Annotated in this window: 14 protein-coding genes and 1 other RNA gene; 12 read left to right on the forward strand and 3 right to left on the reverse strand. The window is 47.8% G+C overall.

Annotated features, from left to right (window positions below; all coding sequences use genetic code 11):
- The first annotated feature begins 246 nt into the window (after nt 1–246).
- The 6 genes from dnaG to rnpB all read left to right on the forward strand — a co-directional run bounded on the left by dnaG (nt 247) and on the right by rnpB (nt 7559).
- Entirely contained in the window at nt 247–2025 is a 1779-nt protein-coding gene (gene dnaG / locus ACJMLT_RS06330; RefSeq protein ID WP_405728230.1) for a DNA primase, read from the forward strand.
- Between the two features lie 41 nt (nt 2026–2066).
- Nucleotides 2067–3149 (forward strand): RNA polymerase sigma factor RpoD, encoded by a 1083-nt coding sequence (gene rpoD / locus ACJMLT_RS06335; RefSeq protein WP_405728233.1) that lies wholly within the window; start codon nt 2067–2069, stop codon nt 3147–3149.
- A 320-nt stretch (nt 3150–3469) separates the two neighbouring features.
- Nucleotides 3470–4156, forward strand: a complete 687-nt coding sequence (locus tag ACJMLT_RS06340; RefSeq protein ID WP_405728236.1) for a tRNA (adenine(22)-N(1))-methyltransferase — start codon at nt 3470–3472, stop codon at nt 4154–4156.
- A complete protein-coding gene (locus ACJMLT_RS06345) occupies nt 4147–5268 on the forward strand; it encodes a Nif3-like dinuclear metal center hexameric protein (protein ID WP_405728239.1) in 1122 nt (373 codons plus the stop codon). Before ACJMLT_RS06340 ends, ACJMLT_RS06345 begins: the two co-directional genes overlap by 10 nt.
- A gap of 255 nt (nt 5269–5523) precedes the next feature.
- Nucleotides 5524–7185: a nucleoside kinase gene (locus ACJMLT_RS06350; protein WP_405728242.1), complete on the forward strand. Its 1662-nt coding sequence runs from the start codon at nt 5524–5526 to the stop codon at nt 7183–7185.
- 34 nt (nt 7186–7219) lie between these two features.
- An RNA gene (rnpB, locus tag ACJMLT_RS06355) (RNase P RNA component class A) lies at nt 7220–7559 on the forward strand.
- Between the two features lie 44 nt (nt 7560–7603).
- Here the strand turns inward: rnpB and ACJMLT_RS06360 are convergent.
- A complete protein-coding gene (locus tag ACJMLT_RS06360) occupies nt 7604–9190 on the reverse strand; it encodes a helix-turn-helix domain-containing protein (protein WP_405728245.1) in 1587 nt (528 codons plus the stop codon).
- Nucleotides 9191–9372: 182 nt separating this feature from the next.
- On the opposite strand from ACJMLT_RS06360, the gene ACJMLT_RS06365 reads away from it, so the two are divergent.
- The 5 genes from ACJMLT_RS06365 (at nt 9373) to ACJMLT_RS06385 (ending at nt 14731) form a co-directional block, all read left to right on the forward strand.
- Nucleotides 9373–9921, forward strand: a complete 549-nt coding sequence (locus ACJMLT_RS06365; protein WP_405728248.1) for a beta-class carbonic anhydrase — start codon at nt 9373–9375, stop codon at nt 9919–9921.
- 126 nt (nt 9922–10047) lie between these two features.
- A complete protein-coding gene (locus ACJMLT_RS06370) occupies nt 10048–10425 on the forward strand; it encodes a BlaI/MecI/CopY family transcriptional regulator (protein ID WP_405728251.1) in 378 nt (125 codons plus the stop codon).
- A 4-nt stretch (nt 10426–10429) separates the two neighbouring features.
- Nucleotides 10430–13045: a M56 family metallopeptidase gene (locus tag ACJMLT_RS06375; RefSeq protein ID WP_405728253.1), complete on the forward strand. Its 2616-nt coding sequence runs from the start codon at nt 10430–10432 to the stop codon at nt 13043–13045.
- A 92-nt stretch (nt 13046–13137) separates the two neighbouring features.
- Complete coding sequence (locus tag ACJMLT_RS06380; RefSeq protein WP_405728256.1) at nt 13138–13824, forward strand: MBL fold metallo-hydrolase; 687 nt, start codon at nt 13138–13140, stop codon at nt 13822–13824.
- A 91-nt stretch (nt 13825–13915) separates the two neighbouring features.
- Entirely contained in the window at nt 13916–14731 is an 816-nt protein-coding gene (locus ACJMLT_RS06385) for an N-acetylmuramoyl-L-alanine amidase family protein (RefSeq protein ID WP_405728259.1), read from the forward strand.
- Nucleotides 14732–14803: 72 nt separating this feature from the next.
- On the opposite strand, the gene ACJMLT_RS06390 is transcribed toward ACJMLT_RS06385, so the two are convergent.
- Together ACJMLT_RS06390 and ACJMLT_RS06395 are read right to left on the reverse strand one after the other, a co-directional pair.
- On the reverse strand, nt 14804–15754 hold the full coding sequence (locus ACJMLT_RS06390; protein WP_405728262.1) for an S-layer homology domain-containing protein: 951 nt from the start codon (nt 15752–15754) through the stop codon (nt 14804–14806).
- A 131-nt stretch (nt 15755–15885) separates the two neighbouring features.
- Nucleotides 15886–17037 carry an AI-2E family transporter gene (locus ACJMLT_RS06395; RefSeq protein ID WP_405728265.1) on the reverse strand — a complete coding sequence of 384 codons (1152 nt, stop codon included), beginning with the start codon at nt 17035–17037 and terminating at the stop codon, nt 15886–15888.
- A gap of 326 nt (nt 17038–17363) precedes the next feature.
- On the opposite strand from ACJMLT_RS06395, the gene gltX reads away from it, so the two are divergent.
- A partial coding sequence (gene gltX, locus ACJMLT_RS06400; RefSeq protein ID WP_405728268.1) for a glutamate--tRNA ligase occupies nt 17364–18163 on the forward strand: 800 nt, incomplete at its 3' end.

Raw genomic sequence — 18163 nt, forward strand, 5'->3', positions numbered from 1 at the left:
GTAGCGAAGTATAACGAGCTGTTTATTCCCCGTGAATGGACAAAACTTTAAAATATAGGCACAAAGTTTGAAAAAGTCAAGGGATTTTTGAAAAAATTTTGTTCATACTAACAAAATGTATACAACCAAGAAGGATTTTCAATAAAAATGTCGAATAGATAGAGTAAAAGGAAGTGCAGAAACTTCCTTTTCGATTGCTTAGGAAGAATTTTTCAAGGCGAAGCGGATTGGAAGGAGGGGATTGACATGAGATATCCGAGAGAAGTCATCGACGAAGTGCGACTGCAGAACGATATCGTGGAAGTCATTTCCCAGTATGTTCCGCTGAAGCAGAAGGGCAATTCCTATTTTGGGCTTTGTCCCTTCCATAATGAAAAAACAGCTTCCTTTTCCGTAAACAGCGAAAAACAGTTTTATTACTGCTTTGGCTGCGGGGCGGCGGGCAATGTGTTTTCCTTCCTGATGGAAATGGAAAATATGGATTTTCCCGAAGCTATGAAAAAACTGGCAGAACGGGCACACATCACTCTGCCGGAACCGGAAAAATCCGCTCAGGTCATTGCGGCAGAGCAGACAAAGCAAAGGCTGTTTGACATACACACTGCTGCAGGACGGTTCTTTTATGATTGCCTGCAGGAAAAACAGGGGGAACAGGCACGGGCATATCTGACCAAACGGCAGATGGACCCTCGCATGGCAAGAAAATTCGGCATCGGCTATTCCCCTGACAGTTACGATGCATTGTTCAAACATCTGAAAGAAAAAGGGTTTCCCCTGTCGGATATCCTGAAATCGGGCCTTGTGCTGGAAAATAAAGACGGTAAGGGCTACCATGATCGGTTCCGCGGGCGGCTCATGTTCCCCATCTTCGATGTGCAGGGCAGAGTGGTCGGCTTTGGCGGACGTATCCTTGCCAAAGGGGAACCGAAATATCTGAACTCTCCCGAAACCATATTGTTCAGCAAAAGCCGAAACCTCTATGGTCTGAATTTTGCCAAGGCGGCAAAGAAACGGGAGCTGATTCTGGTGGAAGGCTATATGGACATGCTTTCCATCTATCAGGCGGGGTTCCGCAACGTTGTGGCATCCTTGGGCACGGCCTTTAACAATGACCATGCCAGAACACTGAAGCGGTTTGCCGATGATGTGATCCTGCTTTATGACAGCGATGAAGCAGGCACCAATGCAGCACTGCGGGCCATTCCCGTGCTGGTGAAAAACGGTTTCCGCGTTAAGGTCACACAGGTGCCTGACGGAAAAGACCCCGATGAATTTATCAAGGCAAAAGGCGCGGCGGAGTTTTCCAAACTCCTGATCAATGCCGTGCATTATATATCTTTCGAGATCGCTTGTATCCAGCGGAAATATAACTTAAAGAATCCGGAACATCGTGTGCGCTTTGCAACAGAAGCTGCCGAAATACTGGCGAAACTGGACAGCGAGATCGAACGGAACGTCTACCTCGGCGAAGTCAGCCGGGTGACAGGCGTGGAGGAAGAAGCCATCCGCAGTGAAATTCGTAAACTGGTGCAAAAAGAAGAAGCAGCCTTTGAAAAAGAGGCGGAAAAACGGCAGCAGAATCTGAAGAATTACACGTCAGCGGGCGGAAAAGTGGAAAAAGGGCTCATCGAAGCCCAGAGAAACCTGTTGTATTATGCAGCCCAGCACCAAGGGGTGTATGAGATCCTCAAAGGGATTCTGGAGGAAGACGATTTCACGGAAGATGTTTTCCGCAGAGCCTTCGGGCGCATCGGCGAACTGTGGCATTCCGCAGGCCATGTGTTCCCTGCCGATCTGGTGAGCCGCTTTGAGGAAGCGAAGGAACAGAAAACAGTCACAGAGATCTTTGCCGTGCAGCTGCCTACGGAAAACGGGGCGGATATGGAAAAAGCCATCAATGAACAGGTGAGACGGCTGAAACGGACAAAAATCGATCATCTGACAGCAAATGCCGCCACCGTGGAAGAGATTCAGAAACTGGTGGAGGCCAAGAAGAAACTGGATTCCCTGTATATTACCATTTGATATGGTTAGACTTATAATGAACAGAGAAAGGAAGGATTGCGTTGAAATCCGTCGAAGAAACAACATTATTGACCAAACTGGAAGAACTGGTCCAGATGGGCAAAAAGAAAAAATGCGTATTAGAGTATAAAGAGATCATGGATCATCTGGCAGAACTGGATCTGGATCCCGATCGTATCGATAAGATCTATGAATATCTGGAAAGTCAGGGCATTGACGTCCTCGGGAATATCGAAGCAGAAGAAGAAGTTGAAAAAGAACTGGATCTGACACTGCCCGAAGGGATCAACATCGATGACCCCGTGCGTATGTATCTGAAAGAGATCGGTAAAGTGCCTCTGTTGACAGCAGAAGAAGAAATCGAACTGGCAAGAAAAATGGAAGAAGGCGGCCCTGAAGGCGAAGCGGCGAAGAAAAAACTGGCAGAAGCAAACCTGCGTCTGGTAGTAAGTATCGCAAAAAGATATGTTGGCCGCGGTATGCTGTTCCTGGATCTGATTCAGGAGGGTAATCTGGGTCTGATCAAAGCCGTTGAAAAATTCGACTTCCATAAAGGCTTCAAATTCTCTACTTATGCGACATGGTGGATCAGACAGGCCATCACCCGTGCCATTGCCGATCAGGCAAGAACCATCCGTATCCCTGTACACATGGTAGAAACCATCAATAAACTCATCCGTGTTTCCAGACAGTTGCTGCAGGAACTGGGCCGTGAACCGACTGCAGAAGAACTGGCAGTGGAAATGCAGATGCCTGAAGAAAAAGTACGCGAGATCATGAAGATCGCGCAGGAACCCGTTTCTCTGGAAACTCCCATCGGCGAAGAAGAAGACAGCCATCTGGGTGATTTCATCCCCGATGATGATATCCCTGCTCCTGCGGAAGCGGCGGCATTCACCCTGCTGAAAGAACAGCTGATGGAAGTGCTGGATACACTGACAGAAAGAGAAGAAAAGGTACTGCGTCTGCGTTTTGGTCTGGATGACGGCCGTGCGAGAACACTGGAAGAAGTTGGCAAGGAATTCAACGTTACCAGAGAACGTATCCGTCAGATCGAGGCGAAGGCTCTGCGTAAACTGCGCCATCCCAGCAGAAGTAAGAAGTTAAAGGATTATTTAGAATAAGAAAGAGAAAAGAGGGCGTATTTGTTACGCCCTTTTTTGCAACTGGAAACCTTTCTTTTCTTGGGAAAAGGTTTCCAGACCTTCCAAAAAGCCGCTGGAAGGCAAGTTTTTTGTGAGGCTCTGCCTCACACTCCGCAAGGGGGTCACCCCCTTGACCCGATTTGCCTGTGGCGCAGAAATTATAATATCCCCGCAAAAACGAAGTTTTTGCAAGTAGGGGTGCAGCATTGCGGCAAAGCCGCTAGCCTAGGGGCAGAGCCCCTCATGGGGGAATTATTTCCCTGCTGGGGTGTGGGGCAAGGCCCCACAAAGGAGGAATTATGGATATTTCGAAAAGACTGGAACTGGTCGCAGGTCTGGTATCCCATGAAATCATTGCGGATATCGGCACAGACCACGGCTATGTACCCATTTATTTATATAAACAGGGAAAAATCAAGAAGGCCTATGCCTGTGATGTGCGCAAAGGCCCTCTGGAAAAATGCAGACAGAATATTGCTCTTTACGGTGCGGAGGATGTGATCGAAACCCGTCTGGGCAGCGGGCTGATTCCTTTACAGCCCGGCGAAGCGGAAACTGCCATTATGGCAGGCATGGGCGGCATGCTCATCGTACATATTCTGGAAGACAGCCCCGAAGTGGCGGATAGTCTCAAGGAACTGGTGCTGTCCCCCCAGCGGGATTTCCATGAAGTACGGAGATATCTGCACAAAATTGGTTTTTCCATCAAAGAAGAGCATATGCTGAAAGAAGACAATAAACCTTATGTTCTGATGCGCTGCGAAAAAGGCGAAGAAGCTTATGACAGGGAGATCGATTATCTTTACGGCAAGCTCCTGCTGGAGAAAAAAGACCCTGTGTTAAAGGAACTGATTTTGCATGAAGAAGGAAAATACAGCCGACTTTTTGATAATCTGAAGGAGAACCCTACGGAAAACGCACAGAAGCGTCTGCCGGAGGTGGAAGAAAAGCTGGCTTTGATGAGGGAGGCATTGGCATGTCTGTAAAAGTGAAAGATATCATGGGCGTGATGGAGAAAATCGCTCCCAAACATCTGGCAGAAGGCTGGGATAATGTGGGTCTTGCCATTGGGGATCCCGAACGGGAAGTCACAAAAATTCTGGTGGCGCTGGATGTCATCGATCCTGTGGTGGAAGAAGCGAAGGAGATCGGCGCGGAAATGATCGTGACCCATCATCCTATGTTGCTGTTTAAAAAAATCGAAAGCATTACGACCCAGAACACACTGGGTAAGCGTATTTATAATCTGATCGAAAATGGGATTGCGGCATTTTCTGCCCATACCAATCTGGATATCGTCAAAGGCGGCACCAATGATGTGCTGGCAGAGCTGGCAGGGCTGACCAATATCGAACCGCTGGAAGAAACATGGGCCCAGACCTTCAAAAAAATCGTGGTATATGTGCCCGTTGGCCATGAGGATGCCGTAAGAAATGCCATGTGCGAAGCAGGGGCAGGCCATATTGGGGCTTATTCCCATTGTACCTTTGGCGCAGCGGGCAAGGGTACCTTCCTGCCTTTGGAAGGCACAAATCCCTTCCTCGGGGAACAGGGGAAACTGGAAGTGGCCGATGAAATCCGTCTGGAAACCATCGTGCCTGCAGAAAAAGTGAATGGAGTCGTAAAAGCCATGCTTTCTGTCCATCCTTATGAAGAAGCGGCTTATGATATTTACCCTGTGGAACAGAAGGGGAACACAGAAGGCATCGGCCGTATTGGGGAACTGCCTGAGGCAGTGCCATTCAAGGAATTTGCGGCCATGCTGAAAGAAAAACTGGGTCTGGATGCCATTCGTCTGGTGGGTGACCCTGAAAAAATGGTGAAAAAAGTAGGTCTTTGCACCGGTGCCGGGGTTGGTTTTGCTGCACTGGCGGCAGCAAAGGGCTGTGATGCTTACCTGACGGGGGATATCAAATATCACGAAGCCCAGGAAGCCATCGAAAAGGGCATCGCTGTGGTGGATGTGACCCATTACGCCAGCGAAGTGCTGATCGTGCCTGTGCTGCAGAAAAAACTGACAGAAGCGGCCAAAGAAAACGGCTGGGATGTGGAAGTGGTCTGCTCCAAGGTGAACGGACAGACCTTCTGGACCGTGTAAAACTAAGGTTCAAAAAGTGCATAAATTTTCTGCTTGCAGAAAAATTTATGACTTTGGAACCTGCAAAATCATGAGAAAAGAAGCCGATAGGCGATTTTCGAATGATTTTAGGATTGTGGGAGTGCAGAGCACGGAACAATCCGTGGTTTTACAGGAGAATATGGCTTTAAGACCTGCAAAATCATGAGAAAAGAAGCAGACAGGCGATTTTCGAATGGAGTCCTGTTTGTAAGAAATATAAAGGAGGCGTGCAGAGTGGAAACCAATAAAATCAATGTCATGGGCAGAGAAATGCAGATCGCAAAAGGAATGACCTTTGGAGAACTGGCGAAAGAATTTCAGGGAGAATTTCCCTCTGCCATCCTGTTGGCAAAGCAGGGCAATGACCTGAAAGAACTGGATTATGAAATCAAAGAAGCGGATGATATCACCTTCCTTGACCTGACATCGGAAGAAGGGATGCGCGTATACCATAGAGGGGTTTCTTTCCTGCTGGTAAAGGCGGCGAAGGACGTACTGGGGGAAGATGCCCATGTGAGCATCGAGCATTCTTTGCGTGGCAATCTGTATTGTGAGATCAGAAATCCAAAGGTGGAAATCAGTGAAGAACTGCTGAAAAAGCTCCATGAAAAAATGATGGAATACGTGAAGGCAGACCTGCCCATCCGCAAAAAGACATTCCGCAAGGACAGAGCCATTGAAGTGGTGAAAAAACAGGGGATGCAGGATAAAGCGGAGCTGTTCCGTTTCCGTCGTGCGTCCAATGTGAATATGTATGAACTGGAAGGATTTTATGATTATTTCTATGGCTATATGCCTCCTTCCACAGGCGGCCTGAAACTGTTTGGGCTGACTGCTCATGCAAACGGATTCCTGCTGCGTTTTCCTGACCCTGCAAATCCTGCGGAACTGCTGCCTTTACAGGTGCCTGAAAAAATCAGCAATGTTTTCATGGAACAGATGCGCTGGTGTCAGCTGATGGGGGTTTCCAATGTGGCAGAGCTGAACAACACCATTGTAAAAGGGCAGTTTGGAGACCTGATCCGTATCAATGAAGCCCTTCATGAAAAGAAGATCGCAGAGATCGCAGACCAGATCTATCAGCGGATGGACAAAGTGCGTGTAGTATTGATCGCAGGGCCTTCCTCCTCGGGGAAAACCTCCTTTGCCAACCGCCTGAGCATCCAGCTGCGGGCGCTGGGCGTAAAACCCCACAAGGTTTCTCTGGATGACTATTTCCTGAATCGGGACGATACCCCTGCAGACGAAAATGGTAAGAAGAATTTCGAGGTCATCGAAGCCCTTGATCTGCCTCTTCTGAACAGTGATCTGAAAAAGATCATTGCAGGAGAACGGGTGGAACTGCCGTATTATAACTTTATGACAGGCAAGAGAGAGTATAAGGGCGACTTTGTGCAGCTGGGCGAAGGGGAAGTTCTGGTTATGGAAGGGATCCATGGGCTGAATGACCGCCTGACAGAAGAAATCCCCGCGGAAAACAAATTCAAGATCTTTATCAGTGCCATCACTCAGTTGAATGTGGATGACCATAACCGTATTTCTACTTCTGACAGCAGAATGATCCGCCGCATGGTGCGGGATCATCAGTTCCGCGGCAGGGATGCAAGGCTGACTATTTCCACATGGAACGATGTAACGCAGGGGGAAGAGGATAATATTTTCCCGTTCCAGGAAAATGCCGATGCAGTTTTCAATTCTGCTACCCTGTATGAACTGAGCGTGCTGAAGCAGTATGCAGAACCGCAGCTGTTTGCCATCGATTCTTCCATGCCGGAATATGTAACAGCAAATCGTCTGATCAAATTCCTGAGTTATTTTCTGGCAGCGCCGGATAAGGAGATTCCCAATAATTCTCTGATCAAGGAATTTGTTGGCGGCAGCTGTTTCAAGGTTTGACAAGAAAAATAAATTGATTTATAATATCTATTTGTGAGTAAGTTGGACAGTCGCGCCAGCCTTGGTTGGTGAGGAAAGTCCGGGCTTCGCAGAGCAGGGTGCCGGCTAACGGCCGGTGGAGGCGACTCTAAGGATAGTGCAACAGAAATAGACCGCCAGGCTCGTTCCTGGTAAGGATGGAAAGGTGGGGTAAGAGCCCACCGCCGGGGCAGTAATGTCTCGGGTCCCTGTAAACCCCACCCGAAGCAAGGCAAACGGAAACGATGGGGCTGCTCGTCCCGTTTCGAAAAAGCCGCATGATGCCGCTGGCAACAGCGGACCAAGATAGATGGCTGTCTGAAAAACAGAACCCGGCTTACAGGCTTGCTCTCAACATAAAAAAGAAAAGACCTCGTTTTCGAGGTCTTTTTTTTGTTTCTTATTTCGCTGTGATATTTCTTGCTACATGAACACCGCTGGCGGATGCATGGGACAGGGAGTGGGTGATGCCGCTGCCGTCGCCGATGATATACAGGCCGGGATAACGGGATTCCAGTTTTTCGCTGACTTCCACTTCCATGTTGTAGAATTTTACTTCTACACCGTACAGCAGGGTGTCGTCGTTGGCTGTACCGGGCGCAACTTTATCCAGTGCATAAATCATTTCGATGATACCGTCCAGAAGACGTTTGGGCAGTACCAGACTCAGGTCACCGGGAGTAGCATTCAGGGTAGGTGTGATGAAAGCTTCCTCCATACGCTTGGGTGTGGAACGTCTGCCGCGGATCAGGTCACCGAAACGCTGCACGATCACGCCACCCCCCAGCATATTGCTCAGACGGGCAATGCTTTCGCCGTAGCCGTTGGAATCCTTGAAAGGTTCGGAGAAATGTTTGGCAACCAGCAGAGCAAAGTTTGTATTTTCTGTCTGTCTGGCAGGATCTTCATAGCTGTGGCCGTTTACAGTGATGATGCCGTTTGTATTTTCGTTTACTACGGCACCTTTGGGGTTCATGCAGAATGTACGCACTTTGTCACCGTATTTTTCGGTACGATATACGATTTTGCTTTCATACAGTTCATCTGTCAGATGGGCGAAAACCGCAGCGGGCAGTTCCACACGAACACCGATATCCACACGATTGGACTTTGTGGGGATATCCAGTTCTTTGCAGACATTTTCCATCCATTTGCTGCCGCTTCTGCCGACGGAAATGATGCAGGTTTTGGAAATATATGCACCATCTTTGGTGATGACTTCATAGCCGTTTTCTGCTTTTGCAACGGAAAGGACAGGTGTATCAAAGAAGAAAGTTACTTTGTTCTGCAGATCTGCATAGAGGTTTTCCAGTACGACATAGTTGATATCTGTGCCCAGATGGCGCACAGAAGCATCCAGAAGATGCAGGTCGTTCTGGATACACAGAGTTTTGAAACGAGTGCCTGCAGTGGAATACAGCTTTGTGCCTTCGCCGCCGTAGCGCATATTGATCTCATCTACATAACGCATCAGTTCCAGGGCTTCTTTTTTACCGATATATTCATGGAGCGTGCCGCCGAAATCGTTTGTAATGTTGTATTTACCATCAGAAAAAGCACCTGCGCCGCCGAAGCCACTCATGATGCTGCAGCTTTTGCAGCTGATACAGGATTTGATTTTTTCGCCGTCAATGGGGCAGCGACGGTTGCTGAGGGAGTGGCCGGATTCAAATACGGCAACTTTCAGTTCGGGTTGATGCTGCATCAGTTCGTATGCGGCAAAGATGCCGCCGGGGCCTGCGCCAATAATAATCACGTCATAATTCATGGGGTTTTTATCCTCCTTTTTATAGAAAGCTTCGCTCAGCAGTTCGTTGACGGAAGTGTCCAATACAGCCGCAATTTTTACCAGCATATCGGCATCGGGTACAGAAATTCCTTTTTCCCATTTGGAAATCGTCTGTCTGACTACGTTCAGTTTCAGTGACAGCACTTCCTGGGAGATTCCTTTTGTTTTCCGCAATTGTTTCAGTTTTTCGCCAAGCATAGACAAGCCTCCTTCTTAGAATCCGTTGTGTATTATACGGATATTTTTTCATCCTTTCAAGCAATGAATATTAACATTATACATCATTTTGGGGGAAAGGTTCAACAATAGGAAACATACTCTTTTCAAGACTTTCCAAAATGGATATAATATATCCAGAGATTTACATAAGGAGTGGTTTTATGAACGATTTTGTAAAGAAAATGCTGGATTATAACCGTGTATTCGTTGAGCATGGCTTATATGAAAAATATGCTACGACCAAATACCCTGACAGAAAAATTGCCATTCTTGCCTGCATGGATACCCGTATGACGGAACTGCTGCCTGCGGCACTGGGTTTGAAGAATGGTGATGTGAAACTGATCAAAAATGCCGGCGGCCGTGTGATGCATCCCTACGGCAGTGTGATTTTCTCACTGATGGTGGCGGTGTATGAACTGGGCGTGGAAACCATCATTGTCATTGGCCATGATGACTGCGGCGGCCGCCTGCTGGATCCCCAGAAAATGATCGCAAAAATGCTGGAAAGAGGGGTTTCGCAGGAAGCTATTGACCATGTAGATGCCAATGTGAAAAATGTGGAGCAGTGGCTGACAGGCTTTGGCGATATCTACGATTCCGTACAGAGTACTGTGGATGCCATCACGGAACATCCTCTTCTGCCTAAGGATATTGAAGTTCTGGGCTTTATCATGGATCCTCATACCGGGGCGATCCGTGCCATTTAAATGATTTTGGAACTCCTGTTTCTTAAGATTTTCTGAAGCAGGAGTTTTTTATTGACTTTTAAAACATACAGGTGTATATTAAAAGAAATAAAACATACAGATGTATGTGGGAAATGGGGTGGAAAGATGGAAAAACAGAAATTGCCTGATACGGAACTGAAAGTGATGCAAACGATCTGGCATAATGAAACACCGATCAGCACCGTTGCGATCCATGGGGAATTGCAGAAGGAACGTCCGTGGAATCTGTCTGCGCTGCAGACCCTGCTGGGCAGATTGGTGAAGCGTGGTTTTTTGAAAACGGAAAAGCAGGGGAAAAGTCGGTATTATGAACCTTTGGTGACGGAGGAGGCATATCTGGCAGAGGATAGCCGCCGTTATTTTCAGAAATGGACGGGCGGTTCCCTGCGAGATCTGGTGGCGTGTTTATATGAAAACAATTCTGTAACAAAAGAAGAACTGGCCGATTTGAAAGCCTTTATTGAGCAGGAAACAAAGGAGTGATCGTATGATGATTTTTCTGGAATATCTGAAAATCAGCCTTTGGATGACACCGATCTTGCTGCTTGCGCTCTGGCTGCTGCCGAAGATATCCCAGCGATATACGGCAAAGCTTTCGTATTTTGTCTGGCTGGTCATTGCGGTTCGCTTGATCGCTCCCTGGAGTCTGACGTTGCCAGAAGAAAGGATACCGATTCAGTTGGAGGTTCCTCAGGAAAGGATCGTGCAATGGGTGCCGATGGAATTGTATCAACCGCTGGATGAAGCAAAATGGGAACAGATACAGGAGGAAAGCGTGCGGGCCGGTCTGCCGGAAAGAGAAATACCGATAGAAGAAAAAAGTGGGATCAAAACGATAGATGCACTTGCATTGGTCTGGCTGGTAGGCGCGGTGATTTCTCTGCTGCGCACAGCCGTATCTACCCTGCAGCTGAAAAATCTGCTGCGGCGTTGGGAAAAATCTCCCTCAGAAAAAACGCAGGAGTTTTATGAAAAGACGGCAGGGGAAAAACGGCCGCCTTTGGCAGTCAGCTCTGTTTTGGAAACGCCCATGGCGGTGGGGTTGTTCCATACAAAAATTTATCTGTCCCATGAGGAATATACGGAGCAGGAACTGGAGATGATTTTTCGCCATGAATTGATCCATTGGCGGAGAAAGGACCTCTGGTATAAATGCCTGCTGCTTCTGGCACGAAGTATCCATTGGTTCAACCCCTTTGTGTGGCTGATGGCGAAGCGGGCAAATCGAGATCTGGAAATTTCCTGTGATGGGGAAGCAGTGAAAGAAAAAGATATGGCGTATCGGAAGGCATACAGCCTGATGATCTTACAGGAAGCAGAACGGGGACTGCAGAAGCAGGCGGCATTGACCACCTGTTTCACCGATGGCAAACGGGCGTTGCAGGAAAGGCTGGTGGAGATCATGAATGGAAAGCAGAGAAAGAAAGGCATGGCATTGGTGGCTATGACGCTGGTGCTGGCATTGACTTGTGGTTGTCTGGTCAGCTATGGGGGCAGTGACCCCGTTTCGGCGCAGATGGATGTTGCCCTGGTAGAAGGGGTACGTTCCATGGCGGAAACATGGGCAAAAGCCCTTGAGACCCGCGATGGGAAACCACGCTATGAAATGATGAGTGAAGCATGTAAGGCGGCCTTCATTGAGGAGCAGAAAGGCGCACTGGGGGATGACTGGAATTATGTCATCGGCTGGAGCAGCCCATGGGTGATGTCCTATGAGGTGGAAGCCAAGGAAGGCACAGCCATCATCACCTATACCATGGAGGACAGCAGCCCTTCTCAGTATGTGATGAAGGAATTGCTGCGGTTTGGAGAAGAAAATGGAAAACTGGTCGTTGTAGATCATTTCTGCTCCAATATTTATTGGGAGGATGGCAAGGTGCATCCTGTCATTTCCAGAACGGGCGCAGAAATTGACGAGGGCATCTGGGATTTCCTGTATCAGAGTGTAGTGGGTGCGATCTCTCAGGGCGAATGGCACATCTATGAACTGGAAGAGTTCAATTTCGAGATTCAGCATGTGACGCGGGAGCGTCTTTCTAACGGCAGGGATGAGGTAACGGTGGATTTCCACTTGAATGTTGTCCATAACAATCCTTTCCGTGATCCCGATGACGTAGGCTATATCAAACGGGCGAAGGAAGCGAAGCATTATCATTATGAAGTGCTCTACGATGAGTATTATCAGCCAAAAGATGCCAATTTCTATATGCGGTTCACCTGTCAGGTACAGCCCGATGCAGCAAAGATTTATGAGGATACCTGCTATCCGGACACCTTCCGTGTGTATACGGAAAATGGAAATCCCCATGAGATCGTGTACAGCAATATGGCAGATGGCGGTATGTATCAGGAAGACCCTGCCGATGGCTGGTTCTGTTATGTGGAGCCGACGAAAGACGCTGACGCCGTGACCCTCCACCGCCAGATTCGTATTCAGGATACGGAAGGTAGAACGAATAACGGCTATTTCGACCTGCGGCTGGAACAGGGTGGCATGTTCCAAGTGGCGGAGGATGCAGCCATTATCATGGGTGAAGCAGGGACAGAACCTGTTACAATGACAAAAGCAGAATGGATGCACTGGTTAAAAGAAGGAACAAATTGGAACGGCGGCAATTTTACGCTTTGTTTTGAAAAAGATGAAAATGGATATGATGTGATCACAGAAGCGAGAGAAGGACTCTGGAAGGCGAAGGAAGTAAAGGTGTCTGAATCTGAGAAAAATAACAATGTTCCTTCTGGCTATCCCACAGGCAGCCGTGAAATCACAACAGCCTTTGCCATGTGGCATCCCGACAGACAGCACACAGGGCTGGATTTTTCCACGGATAACAAAAACATCCCTGTCCGTGCCACCGCCAACGGCATCATTCTGGAGGCCGGTTTTGAGGCAAAAAAGGGCAATTATGTAAAAATCAATCATCTGAGTGGCTACACAACCCTTTACGCCCACCTTTCTAAATTGGATGTGAAGGTAGGCGATCAGGTGAAGAAAGGTCATGTGCTTGGGTTGACAGGAAAAACGGGGACAGCCGTGGGCATCCATTGCCACTATGAAATTCAGCTGAACGGGATTTACCAAGACCCTGCTAATTATTTATAAGAACTGGAAAAGAGCCGAAAGGCTCTTTTTCTTTCGTTTCGGAGGTGTTTATGGTATGATGGAAACAGATTTTGATAAAGGAGAGATGAACCATGAAAGTGACTTATCTGCACCACAGCGGCTTCTCCGTGGAAACGGAAACAAAAGTCCTGCTGTTCGATTATTATACAGAAAGCGGCCGAAAAGCATATTTCGACCCTGCAAATTATCCCGAAAAAGACATCTTCGTTTTTGTATCCCATGCCCACGAAGACCATTATGACAGACGGATCCTGGATTGGGGAAATCTGCCCAATGTGAAATACGTGCTGTCCTTTGATGTGCGTACCATGGCAGGTTTTGCAGGGGAAGTACTCCATGTGCAGCCCCATGAAGAATATACCTTTGACGGAATCACAGTGAAAACACTCCAGTCCAATGATGAGGGTGTTGCTTTTCTGGTGCAGGCCGACGGGAAGACCATTTATCATGCCGGTGACCTAAATTGGTGGCACTGGAACGGTGAGCCCGATTTCTTCAACGAAGATATCAAAAAAAGCTATACCACCGAAATCGACAAACTGAAAGGCGAAGCCATCGATGTGGCCTTTGTTCCCGCTGACCTCAGACTGGAGGATAAATATTTCTGGGCAGTGAATTATTTCCAGCAGACCGTTGGAGCCAAGGTGATTTTCCCCATGCATTTCTGGGGCAGATTCGATGTCTGCGATCTGCTGCAGGAACTGGGTTTTGCCAATGTGATGAAAATGACGGAAGAAAACGAATCTTTTGAAATTTGATGGAAAAGATTAAGAAAATCTTCAAGTTCTTTTCCTGAGATTGCTTTATACTGAAAGAAAAACCACTGCAGGAGAAGAAAAGAGGAACAACATGAAAGGAAAAAACTGGCGGGACTTTACGCCCGAAAAACAACTGCGTATGGAACAGGCTTGTCAGCGCAGGAAAAAAAGAAAGCGAAAAGGCGGGCTGGTGAAAAAACTGAAACTGGCGGTGCTTCTGTTTGCCCTCGGCTATGTGGGCTTCATGGTGTATTATACCCTCAGCAAGCCCTATACCATTGCGCTGGATGCCGGCCATGGCGGTTGGGATGTTGGCGCAGAGGGGATCATCAACGAAGTAGAACTGACGGAGCGCACCGTTTCGGAACTGGAAGCCCTGCTGCAGGAAGACGGGCGGTTTCGGGTCATTCTTTCCCGAAAGGAAGGGGAAGGCATGGACATCACAGAGCGGAATCGGAAATTTCAGAAGAAAAAACCTGACCTGATGCTTTCTGTCCACGGCAACGCCAATGATGCCAAGGGAGCCAATGGGTTTGAATGTTATCCATCTCCTCCCGGCTATGAAAACCATGAGGAAAGCCTTGCCTTTGCCAAACTTCTGGCGGAGGAAATGGGAACGGCCGGGGCGAAACTCCGTGGCACGGACGGTGTCCGCTTCGGGTATTATGACAGCAGCGGAGAAAAGGTACTGGTAGATTCCAGTGATACAGAGGTCTATGATTATGATACCTTCGGTATGCTGAAAAATATGGACTGTCCTGCCGTGCTGGTGGAGCAGTGCTTTATTACAAACGCAGCCGACGTAGAGGCCTTCGGTGATGAGGATGGCTGCAAAAAAGCGGCAAAGGCTTATTATGATGCAGTCTGCAGATATGTGAAACAGATGGAAACAACAGAAAATACATAAAATAAAAAGAGCTCCCCATTTTACCGGGGAGCTTTTTGGCGTTTATGGAATGATTTAGTGTTTATGGAATGATTATGCCAGACTGCGGTACAGGAATGTTGCGATCTGACCACGGGTGCAGGTTGCGTCAGGGCTGAATGTGGTTTCGCTGGTACCTGCGGTGACCCCCATTGTGACTGCCCATGCAACAGCTTCTGTATAATTGGCATTCGTACCAACATCGCTGAAATTAACGGAAGGGGCGCCAACGGGAGAGCCTTCCAGTTTCCACAGATAAGTAACGGTAGCACTTCTGGTACAAGGGTTGTTTCCGCCGAAGGACTGACCTTCTGCCATACCTTTTTCATAAGCCCATACAGCGGCTTTGTAGAAGTAGTCGCTCTCTTTTACATCTGTAAAAGGATTCTGGATAGTAGGTTCAGGGGAACCGTTTGCACGCCACAGGAAAGTCAGGATCTGTGCAGTTGTGCAGGTATCGTTGGGGGAGAATGTAGTGGGGGATGTGCCTGCAGTGATGCCTTTTTCCACTGCCCATTTCACTGCGTTCGCATAATAAGCATTTGCCGCTACATCAGAAAAACCGGTAGCTGCAGGTTTTGCAGGAGCAGTTTCTTTTGCGCCCATTTTGATATAGGTTGTATCTTCGCCTCCCCATATCTGGAACATTAAGGGGCGACCTTTAAACAGGTTTTCAACGGAACCGCTGGAGAAATCGAACCAGGCAGGGCTCCATTCATACAGCCCGTTCACCAGTTCAACAGCGTTGGCACCGAAGTAGTTGGTAATTTTGACAGAAGAACCGGGTTTCAGATTCAGAACAGAAATGGTTTCTTCATAGATGTAACCTTCAGGATCCATAAATTTGTGTGTTTCTGTAGACAGAGAAGCGGCGTCAAAATAGGCGGTACCACCATATTCGCCTTCTTCTATAAGTGTAAAGGGCCCATACTCAGCGGCTGCAGCAGTTACAACAGAACCCAGACAAAGAGCAAGGGAGAGACAGAGTGCGAGTAATTTTTTCATATATATGCACATCCTTTCTTATCAACTTATTTTCAATATATCACTTCGCATTGCAAAAGACAATGTATACATTTTTCGCTTTCAGGCAAAAGAAAAAGCGGACAATTCTGTCCGCTTTTGAATACTTTTTCTTATTCGATATGGATCTGTTTTTCATCCAGTCGTTTATTTACATTTTCCTTCAGCAAAGCATACAGCACGGAAACAATGGGGATAAATACCAGCATACCTACCACACCAAAGAGACTGCCGCCCAGAGAAACCGCCGCCAGCACCCAGATAGCAGGCAGACCGATGGAACCGCCTACGACCTTGGGATAGATCAGGTTGCCTTCGATCTGCTGCAGGATCAGGAATAGGATGACGAAGAAAAGTGCCTGTTTCGGATCAACGGTCAGGATCAGGAAGGCACCCACGCCGCAGCCGATAAATGCCCCGAAGATAGGGATCAGGGCGGTGAAAGCGATCAATACGCCCACCAGTACGGCGAAGGGGAAACGGAAAATGGTCATGGCGATGAAGAACATGGCACCAAGGATCACGGCTTCCATACACTGTCCGGCCAGAAAACTGCTGAAAGTACGATAGGTCAGACCGCAGATGCGCAGTACTTCGTTGGCATGTTTTTCTTTCAGATAGGCAAAAAACAGTTTGCACATCTGTCTCTTCAGAAAAGCCTGCTGCAGCAGGATATAGCAGGCAAAAACGAAGGCGATGAAGAATGTGCCTACGCCGCTGACGATGCCTGTCGCTACGCTGATGGTAGAATCCAGCATGGTATTTGCGCCCACACGGAAGAAGGTTACCAGCTGATTGAGGATTTCTTCCCAGTTGAGGGATGCTTCCAGTTCTTCGATATAGCGGATCAGTTCCGGGTTATTGTCAAAAAGCAGTTCTATTTTTTTCAGCAGAACGGGAACTTTTTCCGGCAGGGTTTTCCCCAGCATGGCAATGGTACCTGCCAGTTCGGGCAGAACGACGATGACTACCAGACTCAGCACAGCCAATACCAGAGCCAGCGTCAGGATCAGGCTGAGGGGGGCAGAGGCCTTGTCCAGTCGGCTGCCTTCTTTTGCTTTGCCGAAAAGCCGCTTGTCGATACGGTTCATGGGCACACTCAGCACAAAGGCGATGGCGCCGCCCAGAAGGAAGGGGAAAAGGATATGCAGTACAAAGCCTGCAACATCCAGCACTACGTTGAATTTTAACAGACCGACGAAGATCACAAGGGTAAATACGATGAGCCCCTGTAATTTGCGGATCGTTTCTTTATCTAACTGCAAAAGATCAACTCCTTTATAGGCAAAAAAGGAAGCGACAACGAAGTTGGCATTTACTTTTTTGCAAGAATGAGTAGGCTTTGCCTACGAATTGTACAAAGATACTATTTGCAGCTTTTGCTGCAAAACAAGCGGCGAAAGCCGATTGCTGCACTTTGTGCAGTAGTATATCACAAAATTCGAAATAAGGGCAAGAAAAGGGAAGCGTATTTACAGATTATTTACATTTTATCGGCTTTTTTCGGGGAATCTCCTTTACAGAGAAGCCCTTTGCGGTTAAACTATTATGAGGAAATTATGGCTACTTTTCAGAAGAAAGGAAGAATACTATGGAAATCAGAACAAGATTTGCGCCCTCTCCTACGGGCTATATGCATATTGGTAACCTGCGTACCGCACTTTATGAATACCTGATCGCAAAATCTCAGGGTGGTAAATTCATCCTGCGTATCGAAGATACAGACCAGGGCAGACTGGTGGAAGGCTCTGTAGATGTGATCTATAACACAATGAGAATGACAGGTCTGAAACATGACGAAGGTCCCGATGTGGGCGGTGAATACGGCCCCTATGTACAGTCCGAAAGAATGGGTATGTACATGGACTATGCAAAAGAACTGGTGGAAAAAGGCGAAGCATACTACTGCTTCTGCACAAAGGAAAGACTGGAAAGCCTGAAAACAGAAAACGGTGAAGGTGCATCCTTTGCGAAATATGACCGACACTGTCTGGGTCTCAGCGCGGAAGAAGTGCAGGCAAAACTGGATGCAGGCGAACCCTTCGTTATCCGTCAGAAAATGCCCGATTCCGGCACAACTACATTCAGCGATGTGGTTTATGGCGATATTACTGTAGACAACACAGAACTGGATGATCAGATCCTGATGAAAGCCGACGGTTTCCCCACATACAATTTTGCAAACGTTGTGGATGACCACCTGATGAAGATCACACACGTTGTTCGCGGCAGCGAATATCTGTCTTCCACACCCAAATACAACCTGCTGTATGATGCATTTGGCTGGGAAAAACCCGTTTATGTACACCTGCCTGCAGTTATGCGTGATGCAACACATAAACTGTCCAAACGTCACGGCGACAAATCCTTCGAAGATCTGGTAAACGAAGG

Origin of the sequence: Anaerotignum sp. (assembly GCF_045122575.1) — a bacterium.
Lineage (GTDB): Bacteria > Bacillota > Clostridia > Lachnospirales > Anaerotignaceae > Anaerotignum_A.